This window comes from Pseudoalteromonas sp. JB197 (assembly GCF_002332205.1).
Lineage (GTDB): Bacteria > Pseudomonadota > Gammaproteobacteria > Enterobacterales > Alteromonadaceae > Pseudoalteromonas > Pseudoalteromonas nigrifaciens.
This window is the reverse complement of the sequence record NZ_NRGZ01000002.1, coordinates 301,967-322,033: the sequence shown is the minus strand read 5'-3', so window position 1 is coordinate 322,033 and position 20,067 is coordinate 301,967. Positions and strand designations below refer to the sequence as shown.

Here is a 20,067-nt window from a genome sequence, read left to right as displayed (position 1 = left end):
TGGTTTTTAAGATGGGTGTCTAATTAATTGATAAATTATAAAGTGGGTGTCTACTTAATTGGGTTTTAGTTGGTTGCCTTAGCTGCTTCATTTGGGGCAGTACTGTAAACGCCCTTTACAGTATAAAAATAAAGCATAGCCAGTTATTGAGCATCACGTTAATATGGACAAAAATAACACGATAAGAATTATAAAATGTTAAACAAAACCAATGCACTTATTTACTTTTTGGCCTTTAGTAGTGGCTTTAGTATTATGGGAATTGAGCTATTAGGTGGGCGTATTTTAGCGCCGTTTTTTGGTAGTAGCGTACATATTTGGGGCAGTATAATTACGGTATTTATGCTGAGCCTATCGTTTGGTTATTTACTTGGCGGTAAAATGTCAATTAAGCGCCCTAGCCTAGCCAAGTACGGGAGTATTTTTTTACTGGCAAGCATTATGGTGTTGCCCATTGCGTTATTTGCTAACCCGATAATGGAATTTATTTTTACTCACATTGAAGACAGCCGCTATGGCTCGTTACTCGCCTCTACGGCATTATTTTTTGTTCCTACTATTATATTAGGTATGATCTCCCCTTACTCGGTTCGGCTTTTAGTTACCGACAGCGAACACAGCGGCCAAGTTGCTGGCGGGTTATATTTTGTAAGTACCTTGGGCAGCGCACTAGGCACTATTATTACCTCATTTTATATGGTGCTCGCGTTTGACGTAAACGCCATAATAATTGGTTTTGCCTTAACTTTAGCGGTATTAGGCTTACTAGCCATACTGGTAAATAAACTATTTTTAGCGGAGCGTCGTTATGCATAAAAGCAATTTTTACATGGTTTTATATGTGCTGATGTTATTAAGCTTGTTGTTTTCACACTTAAGTGTGGCTAAAACAATACATAGCGAGCGCTCGCTTTATCGTAATATATTAGTGGAAGAAACCGGTAATTTACGCTGTTTAAAGTTTGATGAAAAATCTAGCCAAAGTAGTCAAAGTTGCATGTATATTAACGAGCCAAAAAAGTTAGTTTTTAATTACACTAAATTGGTGTTTTCAAGCTTGTTGCTAATAGAAGATCCTAAAAAAGTACTTATTATTGGTTTAGGCGGTGGCACTTTGTCTAACACCATTTCAGAGCTTTACCCTAAGGCAATAATCGAAAATATTGAAATAGATCCTGCGGTAATTAAAGTGGCCCGCGATTACTTTAATTTTAAAGAAAGTACTAAGGTAACGGCAAAAGTACAAGATGGTCGTATTTTTATAAAACGTGCGGCGCTTAAAAAACAGCAGTTTGATTGGATAATTTTAGATGCATTTAATGGCGACTACATTCCCGAACATTTACTAACTAAAGAGTTTTTTGAAGAGTTAAAAAGTGTGCTTGCGAGTGACGGCGTTATTGCGGCCAATACGTTTTCATCGAGCAAACTGTACGAGCACGAGTCGGCCACTTATAACGCTGTTTTTGGCGACTTTATTAACGTTAGCCGAAAAAACCACAGTAATCGTATTATTTTAGCCGGCAATAAAAGTACCCTTACCCAAGCGCATATAAATAAACGCGTAAGTGAGTTAACCCCTCTGCTATTGCCTTACGGTGTAAATATTAAAGCTATTAGCCAAATGCTGCACTTTACAAAAAATAATCACGATTGGCCTGAAAATACAAAAGTCCTTACCGATCAATACTCCCCTGCTAACCTACTCAACTTTTAGCCTAGGGCGTGTTTGGTATTTATGTGTGGTTACCGCCTTTTTATGGGAGTAACCACACTACACAGGCTCTGCCTTACCTAAAACCAAATATAACGCTGCAAATTAAATCTTAAAAGATCAACAACCCCTAGTGTTTTAGCGGCTAAACCTTTACTAAACCCTAGCTAAATATTTACTTAGCATGCTAACTAATGGTAAAGTGCTTAGCATGCTAAGTAGTTAGAGGTTGAAATGTCTAAACCGGTTCCTTTTCATGAAACACTCGATTTAACCTTGTGTGGCAGTATGGGTCGAGTGCATAGATTATGCCGAGAAGTTGTTACAGTTGCCGTTGAGCCGCTAGGCTTAACTCAATCGCGTTGGATTGCTTTGGTGCATATAAATATGCTGAAAGAGGGAGTAACTCAACAAGCGTTGGCGCATAGTTTAGGCATAGAAATGCCGTCGCTTACGCGTACCCTCAAGCAACTCGAAGAGCTTACTCTTATTACCCGTCAAGTTGATAAGCACGATAAGCGCAGTAAAAAAATTTATTTTACAGAGCAAGGCCGCAATATATTAAAGGCGGTAGAGGCACAGATCACTGATATTAAAAATCAGCTTTATAATGGACTAAACGATGAGCAGTTAGATGCAATGGCTCATGGTTTAATTAAAATGGAAGACAACGCAAAAAATTATATTAAATATCACAGTTCTAATAAGGTTAACAATGACACCTGACCAAAAATTTGCGCGCTATGTGAGGCTTTCACTCGTTGGATTCATTTTAGTGTTTTTATACTATGTTATAGCCGATATTTGGCTGCCAGTAACGCCACAAGCGCGTGTTTACCACCCAGTAGTACAAATCTCACCGCAAATAAGTGGCCGTGTTACTAAGGTGTTAGTTAGCAATAACCAACCGGTAAAGGCTGGTGATATATTGTTTGAGATAGATCAAAGTACTTACTTACTGGCTGTTGAACAAGCTAAACTAACCCTCGATGATGCCAAATTACAAAATAAACGCCTTGATACTAATGTTAAAGCGCTTGAGGCACAAATTAGTGCAGCTAAAGCAAAACAACATGAGCAAAGCTTATTAAAAAGTAGAGGCGAAAAGCTCTATAAGCAAAACTCTATATCGGAACAAGAGCTGGAGAGTATTCGGGCTAACTTTGCTGCAAGTAAATCAAACGTAGCGGCTTTTGAAGCGCAATTAGCCGAAGCTGTTTTAGCGCGTGGCACATCAGGGGAGGATAACTTAGCGCTGCGCCATGGAGCGAATCAGTTAGCGCAAGCTGAGCTTAACTTATCGTATACACAAATACGTGCTTTAAGCGATGGTGTGGTTGCCAACTTGCAATTACTTGACGGTGCTTATGCTCTTAGTGGCCAACCTTTGTTAGCTATTGTGGCTAAAAAGGCTGATTTAGTAGCCGACTTTCGTGAAAAATCACTGCTTAATATGCACCCAGGTAGTTTAGCAAAAGTGGTTTTTGATAGCTGTCCCGGTGAAGTATACGACGCAAAAATTAGTACTTTTGAAGCGGGTGTAAGCGATGGCCAATTAAGTGCCAATGGCTTGCTAAGCACTACCGAAACCAGTAACCGTTGGGTACGCGACGCACAGCGCCAACGTATTCATTTGCAGTTATTAAAAAACGATCAAGCGCTAATTGCTAATATGCCTAGTGGCGCGCGTGCTACGGTGCAACTACTTCCAGAGTCAAAATTTGGACAATGGTTAGGCGCATCACAAATACGTTTTATTAGCTGGTTACATTACATTTATTAGTGGAGGCAAAATGAGTCAAAAAATTAGCCAGTCTCCACAACTTGACTCTAACGGCCTACGCCAAGCGCTGCGTATTGCCGGCGGGTGCACGTTAGGGTTTGCTATTAGTAAATTAATGAACTGGCCAAATGGGATTTTTTTTACTGTTTACCCCATGTTGCTATTAGGTTTAGTGCCAACGTTAAATAAATCTGTGGTTAGGCAGTTTTTTGCCAGTGCCGCATTTAGCGCGCTTGTTGTGCTTATATTGCAGGGGTTATTTTCGCACTTGCCGGTACTTATGGTACTGATTGTATTTGCCTGCTTTTGTATTTTATTTTACCAAATGAGTAGCGGAAGTGGCTTTTTGTTTGGTGCCTTAGGTGCGGTTAGTTTATCGATTCAATTACACTTTGCCAGCTATGTAACTGGTAGTAGCAGTATTTATCCGCTTATTTTAAGTAACGGTATAGCCATTATTTTAACTGTAGTAATTGCAGCAGTAATGCATGGTTTATTTCCCGATGTTACTGCGCGCCCTGGGCGTGCAGTGCCAACAAAAGATAAAGCAAGTATTCGCCACGAAGTGCTGTTGTGCTCGAGCGTGGCTACGTTATCGTTTATTGTTTTTCAGGCACTGGATTTACAAGACTCTATTTCGGCGCAGGCGGCATCTATTTTAATTTTATTTTCGTTATGCTGGAAAGCCGCAGGCATAGCCAGTTGGCAGCGTATAATTGGCACGCTTATAGGCTGTAATGCCGCACTTTTGTCGCAGCTATTTTTATACACCCATACCGACTTTTTACTGTTTCCTGTTATTGTGTTGTGGATTTTATCGTTTATATTTAGTCGTTTTCATATTTTAGGTGGGGGGCCGCCGGGCATTGGCTTTGGTGTTTTAACCACGTTTGGTATTTTATTTGGGCAGTCGTTAGCCCCGGGGCAAGACTTGATTTACAGTGCGCTGTATAGGTTTAGCTCTGTGACAGTGGCTGTTGTTATTAGCTTAAGTGCGGTATATGCGATGCATAGATTATTAAATAAATTTAATACTACACGCCATCATACCTACGATTAGCGTTAACATCGATGCTGATTTTGGGTTACAAGCGCTGAGTTTGCAGCCCACTTCCCTTTCTTCTTTAAAGCGCAGCGCCTCATCCCTTTTTTGTGAATAATTTACTTAATGGGCTATTACACAAAAAACAGACGCATATAAAATAGATATCAGAAAAAGAAGAAGTCTTATATCAAGAAAATATTCGGGCTTCGCCCGCGCGTCAGCAAGCTTAACGCCTTACTTTTAAAGCTTAATATTGCCGCGTAACGCTTTGGTTTGGCCGTGTTTGGTTTTTTTATCCATGCGTTTACGCTGCGAATTACGGCTCGGTTTAGTGGCTCTGCGGGCTTTATTTACTTTAGTTGCGCTAATAATTAGATCTTTTAAGCGTTTAAATGCATCTTCGCGATTAAGCTCTTGTGTGCGGTGGCTTTGCGCTTTTATTATTAATACGCCGTCTTTGGTTATGCGGCTGTCGTTTAGTGCAAGTAAACGTTCTTTATAAAAGTCGGGTAATTTAGAGCGGTTAATATCAAAACGAAGATGGATAGCGCTGGCTACTTTATTAACGTTTTGTCCACCGGCACCTTGCGAGCGAACTGCGGTTAATTCGACTTCCCATTCATCAATGGTCACGGTATTTGAAATAGTTAACATTAGACTCAGCTAGTTTTTATAAAAATCTAGTATACCATTTGTAATTAACTATACCCAAATCAAGGTAAGCAGCTATTAATTGGCGTAAATTTAACCCTTAACGGGTTAAGCAGCCCTTTAGGTTGTAACCTAAAGGCGCGGGAGTATATACTCAGTTATCTTGTGTTTATTATAGTGTTTTATGTCTTTATCTACTTTTGCCCCAGTAACCACGATTGATGATCAAAAAAAGCTTTGTGTTTTATTAAGTTTACTTTTAAGTTCTTCATCTTACAGCTATCAAAATTCGCCTCAGCTGTTTTCTAAACTGCTATTTAATCATTTTATAAACGGGTATTCGTTTTCACTCGCCGAAGTAAAAAAAATTACCCGCGAGTTAGAAGAACAATCACTGGTTTGGGAGCAACCGTTTAGGCAAAATCATAAACTTTCTATTGATGCCATCGTATATGCAATTGTAAGTTTGTTAGAGTACTGCCCTGGCTTAATTAAAAGCTTTTTAACGCAAATAACCACCATATACCGCTTTAACGACAGTGCTTTAATGTTTATGTTTGAGCTATTTAATAGCATTGAGAAAAGTGAAGGCTCGCCGTTAGCGTCATCTGCAGAGCCTGAAATTGATCATCACTTTATTAATTTACTAGCACAATCAAAATACAGTAAGCAGCTGTGGTTAGCTTTACCCGCGCAGTGGCAACAAATATGTTTAGAGCATTTTATTCGCGGTGAATTTTTTAATCTAACTGCTGAGCATTCATGGCCATCAATAGTACAAAGTACCGCAACCACTATTGAGCCAAGTAAGCGAATTTACCTAAACGAAAGCTTAGCTACGCTGCTGCAACAACCTGACTATAATGAATTACTCATTGATAAGTCGCACAGTAACTTAGTAATATTTAGTCAGGCTAATAGCCTTGCCATTGACGGCACTCATTTAGAATTAGCGCTGCAACAATTTAAAACGGGGTTAACGCTTTATCGTAAAACCTTTGTTAAGGGTAGCTATCCGTGTGAAATAAGCGGTTTACTGTATATGGTGTGTTTATATGCCAGTGGTACTGAAGCCGATTTAAAACAGCTAAAAACACATAAAAATTGGTATAACAAACAACTCGGCGAGCTCAGTAGCACAACGCAAGCCATTGAATTTTTGTTACTCGCACCCGAAAAAGTAATAAGTTTTGAGCAGCGCTTACTACACGATACGATTGCAAACCTACAGGCAAACCCAAATGCACTAGCGCCTCTTTTTTGCCTATTATTGGCTTTAATAAAGCACGGCAGCGAAGAGCAAACTAATGCCCTTAGAGATAACAGTAAACTGCTGAGCCAATTAATTCATTCAAGCCAACAGCATCAGCACTGGCTAGGTGAGCAGTGCACGCATTTAGCAAATTGGCTAACGCACGATACACCATTGCCAGATACCGGTTTATTACAGCATTTTAAACGCGTGCCACAATGGCAGCGTTGGTTAAATGAAGTAAGTAAAATAGATACTCCAACGCAAAATGAGCGCCTAGTTTGGCAGCTAGACCTTACCCATTTAGACCTGCCACTTATTCAAGCCAAAGTGCAAAAACACAACAGCAAAGGCGAATGGACTAAAGGCCGTAAAGTAAATATTTATGATCTTGACAATGCTCAATACCGACATTTACTTAGCCCAGCCGATCATAATTTAGTGCAAGTAATTAGTAATCATGCGGGCTTTGGTTACAGTGAAGTACAAGCAACCAGCGCGGTGTTGCAAGCGCTAATTAACTTCAAAGGGCTTGAAGACATTAAAGGTAATTTAGTTACGCTTAACAAAGGTGAATTTATAATTGAAATTGGGCAAAATATTAACGACTGTTACCAATTAATTATACAGCCTAAAATTACCGACATAGACGGCGACTTTTTACTTACCCACAGCCACGCTAATAGTTACCAAGTATTTGTAGTAGACGACAAACAACACAAACTAAATAGCCTGCTTGCTCAGCAACCTAATAACTTAACAGAAGAAAAACTGCCACAACTTAATGCGGCATTAGAGGCCTTGTCGGAGGATCATTATATTAGCAGTAGCCGCAGCGAGTTTTCTGCGGTTAATAACGTGCGCCAAGGGCTTGTTGATTTAGCCGCAGTAATTAAGTTAACCCCAATGGGTATAGACGTTAACTTTTATACTATGCCATTTGGTGTTGACGGCCCATGGGTTGAGCCCGCAATAGGCGCAATAACCTTAGCCTATAGCGATAACGAGCAAGCCGATAACAGCGTTGTAAAACGTGATTTAAAAGCAGAAAAACGCGCTTTAAAAAACCTACTTAGTAATTTAGCTGGCGTATTTGCCGATCAAGAGCATCCGCAGTATAACAGCGCGCATCAGCAGTTTTATTTACCAGAAGATATTAGCCAAGCCATAATACAATTAGAAGCCGCGCAAAAAGACAACGCACTAGTATTAAGTTGGGATGAAAACGCCCAAGGTATGAAGGTTGCCAATAGTAAGCACCTTTCTCTTAATTTAAATGATGATAACGATTGGCTCAGTGTTAGTGGTAAATTATCGCTCCCCGATGGTCAAATTATTGCTTTGCAAACACTCCTTAAAGCCCCGCGTCGTGGCAGTATTATAGAGTTTGACGAAAATAACTCGTTATTATTAGATCAGCGCCTAACTAACTTATTAAATCGCTTAGAGGGCATGCAAAGTAAAACTAAAAACGCCCCCGACGATCAACTTCGTATTGCTAATGCGCGCGCTCTTCCTTTGTATCACAGTGCTGCAGAATTGAGTGATGTTAGCTTTGGTGCAAACTGGCAACAGCGCTTAGCTAAATTTGAGCGCCCAAGTGAACCTGTATTACCCGCGCATTTAGTTAATATATTACGCGACTACCAAGTGGTTGGCGTAAAATGGTTAATGCAACTGGCTAACTGGGGGTTAAATGCCTGTTTAGCCGATGATATGGGCTTAGGTAAAACGCTACAAACACTCAACGTATTACAAATGCGCAGTGCTTTAGGTGCCAGCTTAGTTATAGCGCCAAAATCGGTATGTCATAACTGGCAGGTAGAGGCTGCGCGATTTACCCCTACCCTCAATATTAAAACTATTGATAATGCAGCCGCAACTGATGAGGTGCTAGCCGGTGCTACCGCTAATGACCTAGTAATTGTTAGTTATGGCTTATTACCTTTAATAGGGGATCAATTAGCTGCGTACGAATTTGCCAATATTGTACTAGACGAAGCACAAGCCATTAAAAATCCATTAAGCCTTCGCGCTAAAGCTGCTTTTGCACTTAATGGCCAGTTTAAAGTTGCGCTTTCGGGCACACCTATCGAAAATCATTTAGGTGAACTGTGGAGCCTATTTAACTTTTTAATGCCGGGTTTTTTACATTCATTAGCTGAGTTTAAAAAGCGCTTTGGTAATGCCGATAAAAATCAGCAGCAGGCTGATACGTTAAAAACATTAATTGCGCCGTTTATTTTACGCCGTAATAAAAAAACGGTACTTACCGAGTTACCCGATAAAACCGAAATAAACCTTACTTTTGCGCTCAGCGATAAAGAGCAAGCTCTTTACGAAGCCACTCGCTTAAACGCGCTTGAGCAAGCCAGCCAAGAAGACAGCCAATACATTACTATATTGGCGTCATTAACTAAATTGCGCCGCGCGTGTATTGCTCCGCAGTTATTAATTGAAAACAGTAAGTTACCGTCAAGTAAACTCGACACCGCCGAAGCAATAATTGAAGAATTACTTGAAAATGATCACCAAGCACTTATTTTTAGCCAGTTTGTTGATGTACTTAAATTAGTTGAACAGCGACTAAAAAAACGCGGTATAGCATATTGTTACCTTGATGGCAGCATGAGCAGCAACAAACGCAAGCAACAGGTTGATAAGTTTCAGGCAGGTGAGGCGCCTTTATTTTTAATTAGTTTAAAAGCTGGCGGCACCGGGCTTAATTTAACTGCCGCCGACTATGTGCTGCACTTAGATCCTTGGTGGAACCCCGCGGTTGAGCAGCAAGCCTCCGACAGAGCGCACCGCTTAGGGCAAACACGCCCTGTAACCGTGTATCGTTTAATTGCGCAAAACACCATAGAAGAAAAAATACTGCAACTGCATGAGCACAAACAAGCCCTTGCCGACAAAGTGCTCAGCGGCAGCAGCAACACCGGGCAATTATCAAAAGATCAGTTATTGTCTTTGTTGCAAAATCAGTAAAAATAAAGCGTTTAGTACTAAGTGCGATTTAAAGTCGCACTTACAATAAAATTTAAGCACAGCCATAGGTTTACTCGAAGTTGCTAAGCTTGCTGGCGCGATATTTTCAACGAAAATATAATTATTTAAATGTTTGCATTAGATACGCGTAATATGAGTAGACAAAAGCAAACGTACTTGGTTTTACTCGTAGGCGCTAAGCTTGCTGGCGCAATATTTTCAACGAAAATATAATTATTTAAATGTTTGCATTAGGTGTGCGCGGCAACAAGCTACTTGCCTACAATAATACCTCTGCTACGCGTTTTTTTAACTCTGGCAGTACCTCCTGTTCAAACCAAGGATTCTTTTTAAGCCAAATATTATTACGCGGGCTGGGGTGTGGTAGTACTAAATGGCTTGGCCAATAGTCACGCCACGATTTTACTAACTCAGTAAGCGGTAGCTTTTTAGTGTCGGGTAAATGATAAGCCTGAGCATACTTACCTAGCACAATAGTGAGCTGTAAATTAGGCAAGGCGGCTAAAAGCTGCGCGCGCCAAGCTGGGGCACATTCTTTACGTGGTGGTAAATCGCCCGACTTGCCTTTACCCGGATAGCAAAACCCCATAGGTAAAATTGCAATGTTATTGGCATCATAAAACTGATCGTTAGTAAGCCCTAACCACTGCCTTAGGCGTTCACCGCTTTGATCGTTAAACGGTATACCGCTTTGGTGTACTTTTATACCGGGCGCTTGGCCTGCAATTAATATTCGGGCGTTAGGGTTAAATTGTATAACGGGGCGCGCTCCTAACGGTAATTGCGGCTCGCAGATCACGCATTTACTAACTTGAGCTACTAATTCATTCAATTCTATCTTTTTTGACTGTTTTTCACTCAAATTTAGGCCTCTATTCGTTATTTGTGGTATTGAGTTGGTAAAAAAATCGGTTTATTTTAGCGTGCCTAACTACTAGTTAGTATAATAGTGATCTATTACTGGTTATGCACTTAACCTGTTATATAACCTAGTGTTTTTCAGCCCATACTGCAAACTCATTACCGCTTGGCTCGGTAAAATGAAACCTACAACCGCCAGGAAATTCAAAAATAGGTTTAATTACTTTACCGCCGTATAAGGTTACTTTTCTTTGTGTTGCATGAATATCGCTGCTGTAAAAAACCAATAGCGCCCCACCCTCTTCAGTACTCGATTTTAACGGCGATTGGTAAAACCCACCATTAAGCTCTTGCCCGCTAAAAGCCGTGTAGTCTGGGCCGTAGTCGGTAAATTGCCAATTAAAAACTTGGCTAAAAAACGCTTTAGTTGCGGTTAAATTAGCGGCTGGAAACTCTACATAGTTTAGCTTTTCGTGATTATTCATCATTATTCTACTTACTATTTTTAAAGGGTAAATTAACCATAAACCTAAGTTAACTACCAAGCAAGGCGCTTAAGCGTATTTGGGATCAATATTATACTAAGTTAAAGTTAATTTACGCATGCAAATAGGAATCACTATCTTTTGCATTCATAAACTATATAATAGCACTTTTATTTTTCGCCATATTTAAGGGATTGACTCATTATGCAGGCTTCATCACTTAGTTTAGGGTCAACTAAGCTGCTTTTATTAAAGCCGCTTTTGATATTTCAGCACATAAGCCATTTTAGTTATGCTTTTAAAGTGTGTTTACGCTTTTTAATTGCCATTGTCGGTGGCTACTTTTTTACCGCGGTGAGCTGTTCGCTACTGAGCGCTATTTTGCCACTAAATAAAGCGGATGCAGTTTTGATGAGCGTGTCGTTAAGTATTTTAATTTATACGCTGGTATTTATTTACGCTTTTTATGTTAAGTCATTAAAAACAGTATGGATCAGTATTTTACTAGCTACTGCAGCACAATTAAGTTTATTAGCACTAATAAAGGGTTGGGTATGAAGGATAGTTTTTTTCGTTCAATGACCTGGTTACATACCTGGGTTGGGCTATTAGTGTGTTGGTTACTTTATTTGATCTTTTTTTCTGGTACGTTGAGCTTTTTTAGAGACGAAATGAGTTTATGGAATCAGCCCGAAATTCATAATATTCAAGCACAATCTGATCGTATAAGTGCCCAAAAACAGCAAATAATTACAGGTTTTGATTACTTAAACGCTCAAGCAAGCAATGCCCCAAATTGGCGTATAACACTTCCTGAACAACGCGTACCTTACTTAACCTACGGCTTTGCAAAACCTAAAGAGCCGGGCCAGCGTAGAAGTAAATTTGAAGACACGCAATTAGATCCAAATACTATGCAGCCGCTTGCACCTTTTAGAGAAACCAAAGGCGGTAACTTTTTTTATCGCCTGCATTTTGATTTACATTACATAGATGTTATTACAGCGCGCTGGATTGTGTGTTTTGCAAGTTTATTTATGCTGATTGCCATTGTGTCGGGGGTGGTGATCCACAAGCGTATTTTTAAAGATATGTTTACCTTTAGGCGCAATAAAGGCAGCCGTACATGGCTCGACGCTCATAATATAAGCTCAGTATTAGCCCTGCCCTTTCATTTAATGATTACCTACACTGGGTTAATTACCTTAATCTTTATGCTGTTTCCTTACCCGGCAGAAACTAGTTACGACAAAGGTATGCGAGACTTTTTTAATGATGTTACACCGCGTAATAATGTAACTGACAAAGCGCAGGGTGCAGCGCCTATGGTAAAAGTAAATAGCATTTTAGATCAACTTTATACTAAGTGGCCAAATGCTGATATTCGCCGTGTACAGGTAAGTAATCCTAATATGGCAGCATCAACTATCACTGTACTAGTTAGCCCACAAAAAGCATTTCGTGACCAAACGCCGCGGTTAATATTTAGTGGCGCCACTGGGGAGTTAGTAGCCCAAACCGATGAAGAACTAAGTGCAGGTAAAGCGCTTTATGAATCGTTAAACTCAATGCATACCGGGCGCTTAGCCGAACCATTACTACGTTGGCTCTACTTTTTAGGAGGTATTGCGGGTTGTGTAATGATTGCCTCTGGCTGCATTATGTGGGCAAAACGCTTACGTGAGCGAATGAAAAAAAATGCTCACCCATCGTTTGGCTTAAAATTAGTCGAAGGATTAAACCTAGCTACTTTAATGGGGCTTCCTTTAGCTACCTGTGCGTTTTTTATTGCTAATAGAGTACTTAGCCTACAAGTTGCCGGGCGTGCTGATAAAGAAGTGTTGGCGTTCTTTTTAACCTGGCTTGTGGTGGCTATTGTAGCGCTTATAAAGCGCGATAGAGTGCAATGGCGAGTTATGGCGGCAATAAATAGCTTAGCCTGTTTAGCAGTGCCTGTAATTAATGCGCTAACAACTAACGGTAATATAGTTAGTTATTTAATAAATAAACAGTGGGCGTTATTCACCTTTGATGCGCTGTTTATACTCTCAGGCATATTGTTTTTTATACAAACCGAAAAATTACGTACTGCCAAGCCAACTACAAAAGCGATAAAAAAAAATACTAGTTCTGACTTAAAAGGGCAAAAAGCATGATGGAGTTATTACAATTTAGCCTCTGTTTGCTGGCTTTTAACGCGTTTGCGTTGGCTAAATTTAATCATTTTAAAGATATTTTTAAAAAACGGCCGACTAATTTACAAAGAAAATACCTCCTAGTTACCGCTTGGATCAGTATTTTACTAAGTCTGCTCCTTTGTGTGAATGATCAAGGCGGGTATGGTGCGTTGCTTTTTTGTGGTTATATGTCGCTAAGCGCTTTAATTATAATGGTTTTTTATAATTTTATAACTCAGCTTGTTAAAGTTTTTAGTGTGTTAAATTTGGTTGTAACAGCCTTAACTACTCTACTTTTAGTATTAAACTAGGCTAAGTTAGTAAAATACTGATCTGCTAGTGTAGTTTTAAATAAGTAGTAAATAACTAAAATGGTAAGCTCATTGCTTGCCATTTTAGTTATTGCGAGCATTAAGTTTAAATAGTTATTACAATTGCTCTAGCGGTAAATATTTACTGTAAACCCCCTTTACATTTATTTTTGCTTAACCCAAATAATTTGCTCAGTTGCAAAGCCTAAGTCTTTAACTGTTTTTAAAAAGTGCTCTTTTAACTCATCGCCTACCTGTGGCGTACGTGATAAAAACCATAAGTAATCTTTGTTATAACTCGTTATAAATGCATATTGGTAATCAGCTTGCTCAAGTTCAAAAATAACGTAAGCCCCATAAAATGGACCAAAAAACGATACTTTAAAATGTCCTATGTCAGAATCCCCAACAAATTTTGCAAGGCCTTCAGCATTCTTCCATTGTTGCTCTTTAGTAATGTAGCCCTTATTAATTACCTTTACAGTGCCATCGTCATTAATAGTATAGTTAGCAGTAACCTGCTCCATACCCTCTTCGAACGAATGATTTAGCCGTGCTATTTCGTACCATTTACCTTGATATTTTTGTAAGTCAAAGTTTTTAACCGCAGTGATCCCTTCTGGCGGACTAGTACATGCACTGAGTGAAAATAGTGTAATGGTGAGTAAAAAATATTTTATTTTGTTCATTTAAGCTCCTTTTTGAGTGGTTATTAATATTACGTAATAGCTATAATAAAGTTTGCTAGCCGATTAAAAAAAATTGCTATAGGATCAATTAAATACTAGAGCAATTTAAAGATTTAATCATGAAAATTTGGGTAGATGCAGACGCGTGTCCAGTGGTTATCAAAGAAATGCTTTTTAGGGCCGCAGAGCGCACACAAACCGAAACCATATTAGTGGCTAATCATGCCATGCGTATCCCGCCATCAAAATATATTAGCCGCCTACAAGTGTCTTCGGGTTTTGATGTTGCTGATGACGAAATAGTAAAACGCATTGCCAAAGGTGACTTAGTGATCACCGGCGATATTCCGCTGGCCAGCGAAGTAATTGATAATGGCGGGCAAGCACTCAACCCGCGCGGCGAGCTTTATACTACCGAGAATATTCGATCAATACTTAACGTACGCGATTTTATGGATACAATGCGCTCAAGCGGCGTAGAAATGAGTGGCGGGCCGCCGCCGCTTAGCCAAGCTGATCGCCAAAACTTTGCTAATAATCTCGATCGTATTTTAGCGCAAAATAAGGCAGGCTAATTTGAGTAAGCAGTTAATTGGTTTAGGTGACGAGCAATTTAAAGTGGCGGTGTACGTAGCAAAAGCCCCGCCAATGCCCTATTTCGAAACGCTCAACAGCCTAGAGCCCGTTATTAATGAGCAAATAAATACTATAAACCAACATTGCGGTAATGGTTGGCGAAAAGTGTTTAACGTATACGCTAAAGTATTATTTGCCCTGCCTAGTGAGCATTACTCATTTGCTAAACAAGCGCCTACTTGGCAGCAATATCGCGATGAATTTTTACTTCAAAAAAACAGTAAAACCGCCCTACTGTTTAGCGCGCCTAATCTTACTATTACTTCTGCAGATAAAGCTTCTAGCAATAAAAACCAACTGCACATAATTGCAGGGCGTACCCACGCTAAAAATTTACTCCAACACGGTAAATTACAAACGCAGTTTGATTGGCTCGATGACGAGTTTGCAATAGACGCTAATAATAATATTATTGTGTGCCCGTATTTCGACTACAGACAACTAAGTAATATAAAAATTGCACGATTGAGCGAGCTTGTCGCGCAACTTAAAAGTAGTTTATGAGCGCTACAAACAATTCAAAAAATAGTACAAGGAACAGTTATGGCCGGAATTTTAGCTATAAACGAATTATTAAAATCAATGCAGCCTGTGCTTAAACAAGGCGAATATATATTTTGCTGTTTGGCAGGCTCACTTGCCGATTATGTTCATTTAAACCCACTGGCCACTTACGTTGAAGAAGAAGGGCTAACCCTTATTTTGAAAGCTGAAACTGCCGATAAAGCAGGAATTACTTACGAGGGAAAATATAGTTTAATTACTCTTAACGTACATTCCAGCCTTGAGGCTGTAGGCTTAACAGCGGCAGTATCTGCCAAACTGACAGAGCATGGCATTAGCGCTAATGTGGTAGCTGCGTTTTATCATGACCATATTTTTGTACAAGCAGATAAAGCCCATACAGCGTTAAATGCGCTGAAAGAGATTGGTTAGACTAGCTTGGCTTTAAATGTTAAATGAGAGCTATTTTAAGGTGATATACAATGATCTGAGTGATGGTGGCATTCGTTCTTCGGGTGGCGCTTCGCTTAACCGACCTACGTTTTTAAATATATTTGAGGGCAAGACAATATTAGTAATAAAAAGCCTAAGCGGTGTTTAAAGTACTGCTTAGGCTTTATTTTTTGTAACTATTCACCAAGACAAATTATTTTCTAAGGATCTTTTTTAGCTATTGACTGATCCTGCCAGTATGCCAAGCTAGAGCTATTACCCTATCGCTCTAGCTTTAATGAATTTAAACAGCATAAATATCACTGAAATAGTTGAGCAAACTAAAACTCAGTTACAAGAAGATAAAACACTCTCGCCAGCGTTGAAGATGTCTATTGAACTCATTCTTGTTGTCGTTGTTATGCTAGCTAGTAAATTAGGACTTAATAGTCAAAATAGTAGCATTCCTCCATCAAAAGATATCAACCGTACAAAGCCAACGAGAGAGAAGTCAGAAAAATCAGCTGGCGGACAAAAAGGCCGAGTAGGTAAAACGCTGACTCAAACAGAAACACCTGATGAGGTACAAGTCATTTTAGTTGACCGAGATTTTTTACCTAAAGGTCACTATCGTGAGGTGGGTTTTCAAAAGCGACAAGTCGTCGATATAGATATCAGTAAAGTGGTGACCGAATACCAGGCTCAAATCCTTGAGAATGAGCAAGGGAAGCGGTTTGTTGGTGAATTCCCCCAAGGTGTTAACGGTCCTATTCAATATGGTGTTGGTGTGAAAGCCCATGCGGTTTACTTATCACAATATCAATTACTCCCTTATAACCGCATTGAAGAATACTTTAGTGACCAACTAGGTATTCCGATCAGTGCCGGCAGTTTATTTAACTTTAATGAACAAGCAGCGGCACTGGTAAAGTCATCGGGCGCAGAAGGTATCATCAAAGCGGCATTACAAAGCCCGTATCAAACTTTGCATGTTGATGAGACTGGCATTAATATCGGCGGTAAACGGCGATGGCTTCATGGTGCATCAACGACTTGGTGGACTTATTTTTATCCTCATGAAAAAAGAGGAAAAATAGCGATGGATGAGGCCGGTATTTTACCGCACTTTACCGGTGTGCTATGTCATGACCATTGGAAGCCATATTATCAATATACCCAATGCCAACATGCATTATGTAATGCTCACCACATCCGAGAATTAGAAAGGGCTTGGGAGCAAGACGGCATGCAATGGGCGAAGGATATGCAAACCTTACTTAAAGAAATGAATAAAGCTCAAATAGATAATCCCGACCTAGATAAAGGGGCTAAACAGAAATATCGTGAGCAATATCAAAAAATATTGCTTCAAGGTGACGCTAAATGTCCACCACCAGATAAAAGTAGCCGAGTGAAAGGTCAGCGAGGCCGATTAAAGCGAACCAAATCCCGCGCATTATTGGAACGACTAAGAGATTATCAAGATGATGTTTTACGTTTCATGATGAGCACTGGCGTGCCATTTACCAACAACCAAGGCGAGAATGATATTAGGATGACCAAGGTTCATCAAAAAATATCGGGGTGTTTTAGAAGTAAGCAAGGAGCTGAAATGTTCTGCTTGCTGAGAAGCTATTTATCGACTTGCAGAAAACAATATGTATCTGCAAGCCTAGCCCTTGAGTTATTATTCAAAAATCAGCTGCCTGATATATTCATTTCAGATGAGGCTGAATAGTTACTATTTTTTTATCATTTGAGCCGAAAAACTCCGTCCTTTAGGTCGGGGATGTAAGGTTTTAGCGCAACGCGCTAACAATAGAGCTTGAATCTTACAAAAACACTGTGTATCTTGTAAGGCATGAAAGAGATAGCGGTTAAACAACGGTTCTACCCAACACCTGAGCAAGTAACCTTACTTGAACAGACGTTTGGCTGTACGCGTTTTGTTTACAACTCTATTCTTCGTTGGCGTACTGATGCTTACTACAATGAGCAAATCAAGATTAACTACAGCAAAGCATCAAGCTATCTAACTGAACTCAAGAAAAACCCTGAGTTCCCTTGGCTTAATGATGTTTCTAGCGTTCCTTTGCAGCAAGCAATCAGAAACCAACAAACTGCTTTTAAGAACTTCTTTGAGGGTCGAGCTAAATACTGAGTGGTACGGTCGAACTGTAGTTAAGATTGATAAGTGGTATCCAAGCTCTAAACGCTGTAATTGCTGCGGTTACGTTGTCGATCCCTTGCCGTTACATATCCGCAAATGGTCGTGTCCTCAATGCTCTAGCGAGCTAGACCGCGACATAAATGCGGCACTGAATATTAAAGCTGTCGGGCAGACAGTGTTAGCCTGTGGAGCGTAAGTAAGACTTTAGATTCTTTTGAATTTAAAGCGATACGCTATGAAACAGGAATCCCCCTCCTTTCCCGACTTGTCGGGCGCGAAGCGAGGTGGGGGAGGATGTCAAGCGTGTATTACTGTAAGTGTATTAGTAGCTTTTGTGCGCTATCAAACAGCATTAAAGAGCCTAAAATAAATAATATAATGGCAGAAAGTCGGCCAAATTTAATCGCAAGTGCAGGGTTATTGCTTAATATTTTTCGGGCGCTAACACCAATAAACCAATATACAAAGCCACAGCCAATTAAATGAATTACGCTTAATACTAACAGCTGTTCGGTGATCGAAAATGAAAAGGTCGGAAATACAAATTGTGGCAATAATGCTAAAAATAGCAGCATTACTTTAGGATTTAACCCGCTAATAATAAAGCCTTTTTTCATCCACTTTAATGGTGTTTCGCCTAATTCACTAGCAGCGCCATTATATACTGCGGGTACTGGCGGGTTTTTATAAAGCGAAACCGCGATCCAAACAACATACAGTGCGCCAAATAAGGTTAAAAATTTCATTAACATCACATGAGAAGCTAAAATAGCACCCAAACCTACCACTACAATCAGCGCGGCAATAAGGTGGCCTAACAAGAGCCCTGAAACTGCCGGAATAATTTTATCTCCCGCAATTCCTGCGCTTATGGTATACGCCCAATCAGCACCAGGGGTAAGTACAAACAATATTGACACCAGCCAAAAAGAAAAAATAACATTAATATCCATCAACAATAACCTAAAATAATTGGGAGCTTATTTTATTGCTTTCTTATGGGGAAAAAATACTATATTTTACCTTATTAAACGCCATTATTAGGAAACAATTGAATATGGATAGCATAGATCGGAAAATTCTTGCTGAGCTGCAAGTTGATGGCCGACTCACTCTTTCAGAACTTGCAGATCGCGTGGGGCTTAGTGTTTCGCCATGTCACCGCCGAGTTAAAGAATTAGAAAAAACCAAAGCTATTGTGGGCTATAGGACGGAGATCTCTCCAGAAAAAGTAGGGCTTAATTTTTCTGCGTTGGTTTTTATTACTATTAAAGAAGGTGATAAAGCATCGTTGGCTAAACTTGAATTAGCAGTTGAAGATATTCCACAAATAACTAATGCGCAGCGTTTGTTTGGTACACCTGATTATTTAATACATGTGGTGACTAGGGATTTAGGCGCGTTTCAAAAATTATACGATGATAAACTGTCGGCGCTGCCAGGCGTGCAACGTTTAACCTCAACCATTGTGATGAAAGATATTGTTCGAGCCCGAAACCTGCATTTTTAATTATATACCCCATTAAAAAAGCCCTGCGCTAGGCGGGGCTGTTTAATATTTAAAGCTTAGCTACTAGGTGGTGTAGTTACTAAGTTACTAAGTTACTAAGTTATTTAGTTAAGCTGTTACTAAATTACATAGCCGCTAAAACCTAGCGCTTTAAAGTACAATTTAGGAATAGTGCTAAATCCACACTCATGCAGTAGCTCGCTAAAACGCATGCGATCTAACGGATAAAATTCATTTTCTAGGCTATGACGAATATGAGTTTGTCCAGCCTCACCTAAGCCTAGTTTTGCACAAGTTAAAAGCTGGGCATCACGCTCAAATAAGGTTTCTGGGCGCATTAAATCAGCAATATACAGCGCAGCATCTTTGTTCAGACTTGCTTTAATGTTTTTAAGAACTTGCTTTTTATCGCCATTATCTTCTACAAACTGTAGAACTAATAAGCATAAGGCTGCATCGGCTTTAGTTTTAAGTTTTTCTAAAGGCCCGCAATGTACAGTTACTCTATCGCTTATTCCTTGCTCAGCAAACTTATCGCTAGCAACACTAAGCATGTCGTTTGAGGTATCTTGTGCGGTAAACTTCCATGTTGGATTAATGCTAGCTAATTCAATTACCTCTTTGCCAGTCCCCGCCCCTACCACTAAAATATGTGCGTTATCTTTTAATGTGGCTTGCAGTTGCGCATTAGTTAGTTGATGCAATAACTCGTAGCCTGGTACTAGTCGCGTAATGCGGCTATCGTATTGTGTTGCTTGATCATCTGTAAATGTTGGCATTATTACTTCCTTTATAGACCCCAAGTTTTTTGGGGATCATAAATACAATGGGTGTTATC

General features: G+C 39.7%; 22 protein-coding genes. 16 read left to right on the top strand and 6 right to left on the bottom strand.

Annotated features, from left to right (window positions below; translation table 11 throughout):
- The first annotated feature begins 195 nt into the window (after positions 1 to 195).
- From CIK86_RS16600 to CIK86_RS16580, 5 genes are all read left to right on the top strand, one after another.
- On the top strand, positions 196 to 816 hold the full coding sequence (locus CIK86_RS16600; protein ID WP_011329676.1) for a fused MFS/spermidine synthase: 621 nt from the start codon (positions 196 to 198) through the stop codon (positions 814 to 816).
- 13 nt (positions 817 to 829) lie between these two features.
- Positions 830 to 1,717: a fused MFS/spermidine synthase gene (locus CIK86_RS16595; RefSeq protein ID WP_041454960.1), complete on the top strand. Its 888-nt coding sequence runs from the start codon at positions 830 to 832 to the stop codon at positions 1,715 to 1,717.
- Between the two features lie 231 nt (positions 1,718 to 1,948).
- Positions 1,949 to 2,440 carry a MarR family transcriptional regulator gene (locus tag CIK86_RS16590; RefSeq protein WP_086997207.1) on the top strand — a complete coding sequence of 164 codons (492 nt, stop codon included), beginning with the start codon at positions 1,949 to 1,951 and terminating at the stop codon, positions 2,438 to 2,440.
- A complete protein-coding gene (locus CIK86_RS16585) occupies positions 2,430 to 3,497 on the top strand; it encodes an HlyD family secretion protein (protein ID WP_086997210.1) in 1,068 nt (355 codons plus the stop codon). The genes CIK86_RS16590 and CIK86_RS16585 overlap by 11 nt, the downstream gene beginning before the upstream one ends.
- A 10-nt stretch (positions 3,498 to 3,507) precedes the next feature.
- Positions 3,508 to 4,557 (top strand): DUF2955 domain-containing protein, encoded by a 1,050-nt coding sequence (locus tag CIK86_RS16580; RefSeq protein WP_086997213.1) that lies wholly within the window; start codon positions 3,508 to 3,510, stop codon positions 4,555 to 4,557.
- A 225-nt stretch (positions 4,558 to 4,782) separates the two neighbouring features.
- Here the strand turns inward: CIK86_RS16580 and arfB are convergent, their stop codons facing one another.
- On the bottom strand, positions 4,783 to 5,196 hold the full coding sequence (gene arfB, locus CIK86_RS16575; protein ID WP_011329681.1) for an alternative ribosome rescue aminoacyl-tRNA hydrolase ArfB: 414 nt from the start codon (positions 5,194 to 5,196) through the stop codon (positions 4,783 to 4,785).
- Between the two features lie 181 nt (positions 5,197 to 5,377).
- Here arfB and CIK86_RS16570 point away from each other — a divergent pair, with 181 nt between their 5' ends.
- Positions 5,378 to 9,433, top strand: a complete 4,056-nt coding sequence (locus tag CIK86_RS16570) for a DEAD/DEAH box helicase (RefSeq protein WP_086997216.1) — start codon at positions 5,378 to 5,380, stop codon at positions 9,431 to 9,433.
- A gap of 280 nt (positions 9,434 to 9,713) precedes the next feature.
- Here the strand turns inward: CIK86_RS16570 and CIK86_RS16565 are convergent, their stop codons facing one another.
- Positions 9,714 to 10,292, bottom strand: a complete 579-nt coding sequence (locus tag CIK86_RS16565; protein WP_041454961.1) for a uracil-DNA glycosylase family protein — start codon at positions 10,290 to 10,292, stop codon at positions 9,714 to 9,716.
- A gap of 151 nt (positions 10,293 to 10,443) precedes the next feature.
- Positions 10,444 to 10,800, bottom strand: a complete 357-nt coding sequence (locus tag CIK86_RS16560; RefSeq protein WP_011329684.1) for a VOC family protein — start codon at positions 10,798 to 10,800, stop codon at positions 10,444 to 10,446.
- Positions 10,801 to 11,004: 204 nt separating this feature from the next.
- Here CIK86_RS16560 and CIK86_RS16555 point away from each other — a divergent pair, with 204 nt between their 5' ends.
- Genes CIK86_RS16555 through CIK86_RS16545 form a run of 3 tightly spaced genes read left to right on the top strand, consistent with a single transcriptional unit; the run spans position 11,005 to position 13,288 of the window.
- Positions 11,005 to 11,358 (top strand): hypothetical protein, encoded by a 354-nt coding sequence (locus CIK86_RS16555; protein ID WP_086997219.1) that lies wholly within the window; start codon positions 11,005 to 11,007, stop codon positions 11,356 to 11,358.
- Positions 11,355 to 12,956 (top strand): PepSY-associated TM helix domain-containing protein, encoded by a 1,602-nt coding sequence (locus CIK86_RS16550; RefSeq protein ID WP_086997222.1) that lies wholly within the window; start codon positions 11,355 to 11,357, stop codon positions 12,954 to 12,956. Before CIK86_RS16555 ends, CIK86_RS16550 begins: the two co-directional genes overlap by 4 nt.
- A complete protein-coding gene (locus CIK86_RS16545) occupies positions 12,953 to 13,288 on the top strand; it encodes a DUF3325 domain-containing protein (protein WP_086997225.1) in 336 nt (111 codons plus the stop codon). The genes CIK86_RS16550 and CIK86_RS16545 overlap by 4 nt, the downstream gene beginning before the upstream one ends.
- Positions 13,289 to 13,452: 164 nt before the next feature.
- Here the strand turns inward: CIK86_RS16545 and CIK86_RS16540 are convergent, their stop codons facing one another.
- On the bottom strand, positions 13,453 to 13,977 hold the full coding sequence (locus CIK86_RS16540; protein ID WP_086997228.1) for a lipocalin family protein: 525 nt from the start codon (positions 13,975 to 13,977) through the stop codon (positions 13,453 to 13,455).
- A 119-nt stretch (positions 13,978 to 14,096) separates the two neighbouring features.
- Here CIK86_RS16540 and CIK86_RS16535 point away from each other — a divergent pair, with 119 nt between their 5' ends.
- The 6 genes from CIK86_RS16535 to CIK86_RS19405 all read left to right on the top strand — a co-directional run bounded on the left by CIK86_RS16535 (position 14,097) and on the right by CIK86_RS19405 (position 17,915).
- Positions 14,097 to 14,552 carry a YaiI/YqxD family protein gene (locus tag CIK86_RS16535; protein WP_086997231.1) on the top strand — a complete coding sequence of 152 codons (456 nt, stop codon included), beginning with the start codon at positions 14,097 to 14,099 and terminating at the stop codon, positions 14,550 to 14,552.
- Between the two features lies 1 nt (position 14,553).
- A complete protein-coding gene (locus CIK86_RS16530) occupies positions 14,554 to 15,117 on the top strand; it encodes a hypothetical protein (RefSeq protein WP_086997234.1) in 564 nt (187 codons plus the stop codon).
- Between the two features lie 39 nt (positions 15,118 to 15,156).
- Positions 15,157 to 15,549, top strand: coding sequence for an ACT domain-containing protein (locus tag CIK86_RS16525; RefSeq protein ID WP_086997238.1), 393 nt, complete (start codon positions 15,157 to 15,159; stop codon positions 15,547 to 15,549).
- A gap of 298 nt (positions 15,550 to 15,847) precedes the next feature.
- Positions 15,848 to 17,287, top strand: coding sequence for an IS66 family transposase (locus tag CIK86_RS16520; RefSeq protein WP_086993120.1), 1,440 nt, complete (start codon positions 15,848 to 15,850; stop codon positions 17,285 to 17,287).
- 123 nt (positions 17,288 to 17,410) lie between these two features.
- A complete protein-coding gene (locus CIK86_RS19410; RefSeq protein ID WP_257010468.1) occupies positions 17,411 to 17,710 on the top strand; it encodes a helix-turn-helix domain-containing protein in 300 nt (99 codons plus the stop codon).
- Positions 17,622 to 17,915 carry a zinc ribbon domain-containing protein gene (locus CIK86_RS19405; protein WP_343252014.1) on the top strand — a complete coding sequence of 98 codons (294 nt, stop codon included), beginning with the start codon at positions 17,622 to 17,624 and terminating at the stop codon, positions 17,913 to 17,915. Before CIK86_RS19410 ends, CIK86_RS19405 begins: the two co-directional genes overlap by 89 nt.
- Before the next feature lie 112 nt (positions 17,916 to 18,027).
- Here the strand turns inward: CIK86_RS19405 and CIK86_RS16510 are convergent, their stop codons facing one another.
- Positions 18,028 to 18,672, bottom strand: coding sequence for a LysE family translocator (locus CIK86_RS16510; RefSeq protein ID WP_086995512.1), 645 nt, complete (start codon positions 18,670 to 18,672; stop codon positions 18,028 to 18,030).
- Positions 18,673 to 18,776: 104 nt separating this feature from the next.
- Here CIK86_RS16510 and CIK86_RS16505 point away from each other — a divergent pair, with 104 nt between their 5' ends.
- A complete protein-coding gene (locus CIK86_RS16505) occupies positions 18,777 to 19,229 on the top strand; it encodes an Lrp/AsnC family transcriptional regulator (protein WP_011329694.1) in 453 nt (150 codons plus the stop codon).
- A 119-nt stretch (positions 19,230 to 19,348) separates the two neighbouring features.
- Here the strand turns inward: CIK86_RS16505 and CIK86_RS16500 are convergent, their stop codons facing one another.
- Positions 19,349 to 20,008, bottom strand: a complete 660-nt coding sequence (locus CIK86_RS16500; RefSeq protein WP_086995509.1) for a class I SAM-dependent methyltransferase — start codon at positions 20,006 to 20,008, stop codon at positions 19,349 to 19,351.
- Positions 20,009 to 20,067 lie beyond the last annotated feature (59 nt).

Bases quoted from the DNA above. Each gene is read 5' to 3' on its own strand.
- CIK86_RS16545 (WP_086997225.1), top strand. From the start codon at position 12,953: ATGATGGAGTTATTACAATTTAGCCTCTGTTTGCTGGCTTTTAACGCG.
- CIK86_RS16540 (WP_086997228.1), bottom strand. From the start codon at position 13,977: ATGAACAAAATAAAATATTTTTTACTCACCATTACACTATTTTCACTC.
- CIK86_RS16560 (WP_011329684.1), bottom strand. From the start codon at position 10,800: ATGAATAATCACGAAAAGCTAAACTATGTAGAGTTTCCAGCCGCTAAT.
- CIK86_RS19405 (WP_343252014.1), top strand. From the start codon at position 17,622: ATGATGTTTCTAGCGTTCCTTTGCAGCAAGCAATCAGAAACCAACAAA.
- CIK86_RS19410 (WP_257010468.1), top strand. From the start codon at position 17,411: ATGAAAGAGATAGCGGTTAAACAACGGTTCTACCCAACACCTGAGCAA.
- CIK86_RS16590 (WP_086997207.1), top strand. From the start codon at position 1,949: ATGTCTAAACCGGTTCCTTTTCATGAAACACTCGATTTAACCTTGTGT.
- CIK86_RS16580 (WP_086997213.1), top strand. From the start codon at position 3,508: ATGAGTCAAAAAATTAGCCAGTCTCCACAACTTGACTCTAACGGCCTA.
- CIK86_RS16550 (WP_086997222.1), top strand. From the start codon at position 11,355: ATGAAGGATAGTTTTTTTCGTTCAATGACCTGGTTACATACCTGGGTT.
- CIK86_RS16535 (WP_086997231.1), top strand. From the start codon at position 14,097: ATGAAAATTTGGGTAGATGCAGACGCGTGTCCAGTGGTTATCAAAGAA.
- CIK86_RS16570 (WP_086997216.1), top strand. From the start codon at position 5,378: ATGTCTTTATCTACTTTTGCCCCAGTAACCACGATTGATGATCAAAAA.
- CIK86_RS16600 (WP_011329676.1), top strand. From the start codon at position 196: ATGTTAAACAAAACCAATGCACTTATTTACTTTTTGGCCTTTAGTAGT.
- CIK86_RS16505 (WP_011329694.1), top strand. From the start codon at position 18,777: ATGGATAGCATAGATCGGAAAATTCTTGCTGAGCTGCAAGTTGATGGC.
- CIK86_RS16500 (WP_086995509.1), bottom strand. From the start codon at position 20,008: ATGCCAACATTTACAGATGATCAAGCAACACAATACGATAGCCGCATT.
- arfB (WP_011329681.1), bottom strand. From the start codon at position 5,196: ATGTTAACTATTTCAAATACCGTGACCATTGATGAATGGGAAGTCGAA.
- CIK86_RS16525 (WP_086997238.1), top strand. From the start codon at position 15,157: ATGGCCGGAATTTTAGCTATAAACGAATTATTAAAATCAATGCAGCCT.
- CIK86_RS16510 (WP_086995512.1), bottom strand. From the start codon at position 18,672: ATGGATATTAATGTTATTTTTTCTTTTTGGCTGGTGTCAATATTGTTT.
- CIK86_RS16585 (WP_086997210.1), top strand. From the start codon at position 2,430: ATGACACCTGACCAAAAATTTGCGCGCTATGTGAGGCTTTCACTCGTT.
- CIK86_RS16555 (WP_086997219.1), top strand. From the start codon at position 11,005: ATGCAGGCTTCATCACTTAGTTTAGGGTCAACTAAGCTGCTTTTATTA.
- CIK86_RS16520 (WP_086993120.1), top strand. From the start codon at position 15,848: ATGAATTTAAACAGCATAAATATCACTGAAATAGTTGAGCAAACTAAA.
- CIK86_RS16595 (WP_041454960.1), top strand. From the start codon at position 830: ATGGTTTTATATGTGCTGATGTTATTAAGCTTGTTGTTTTCACACTTA.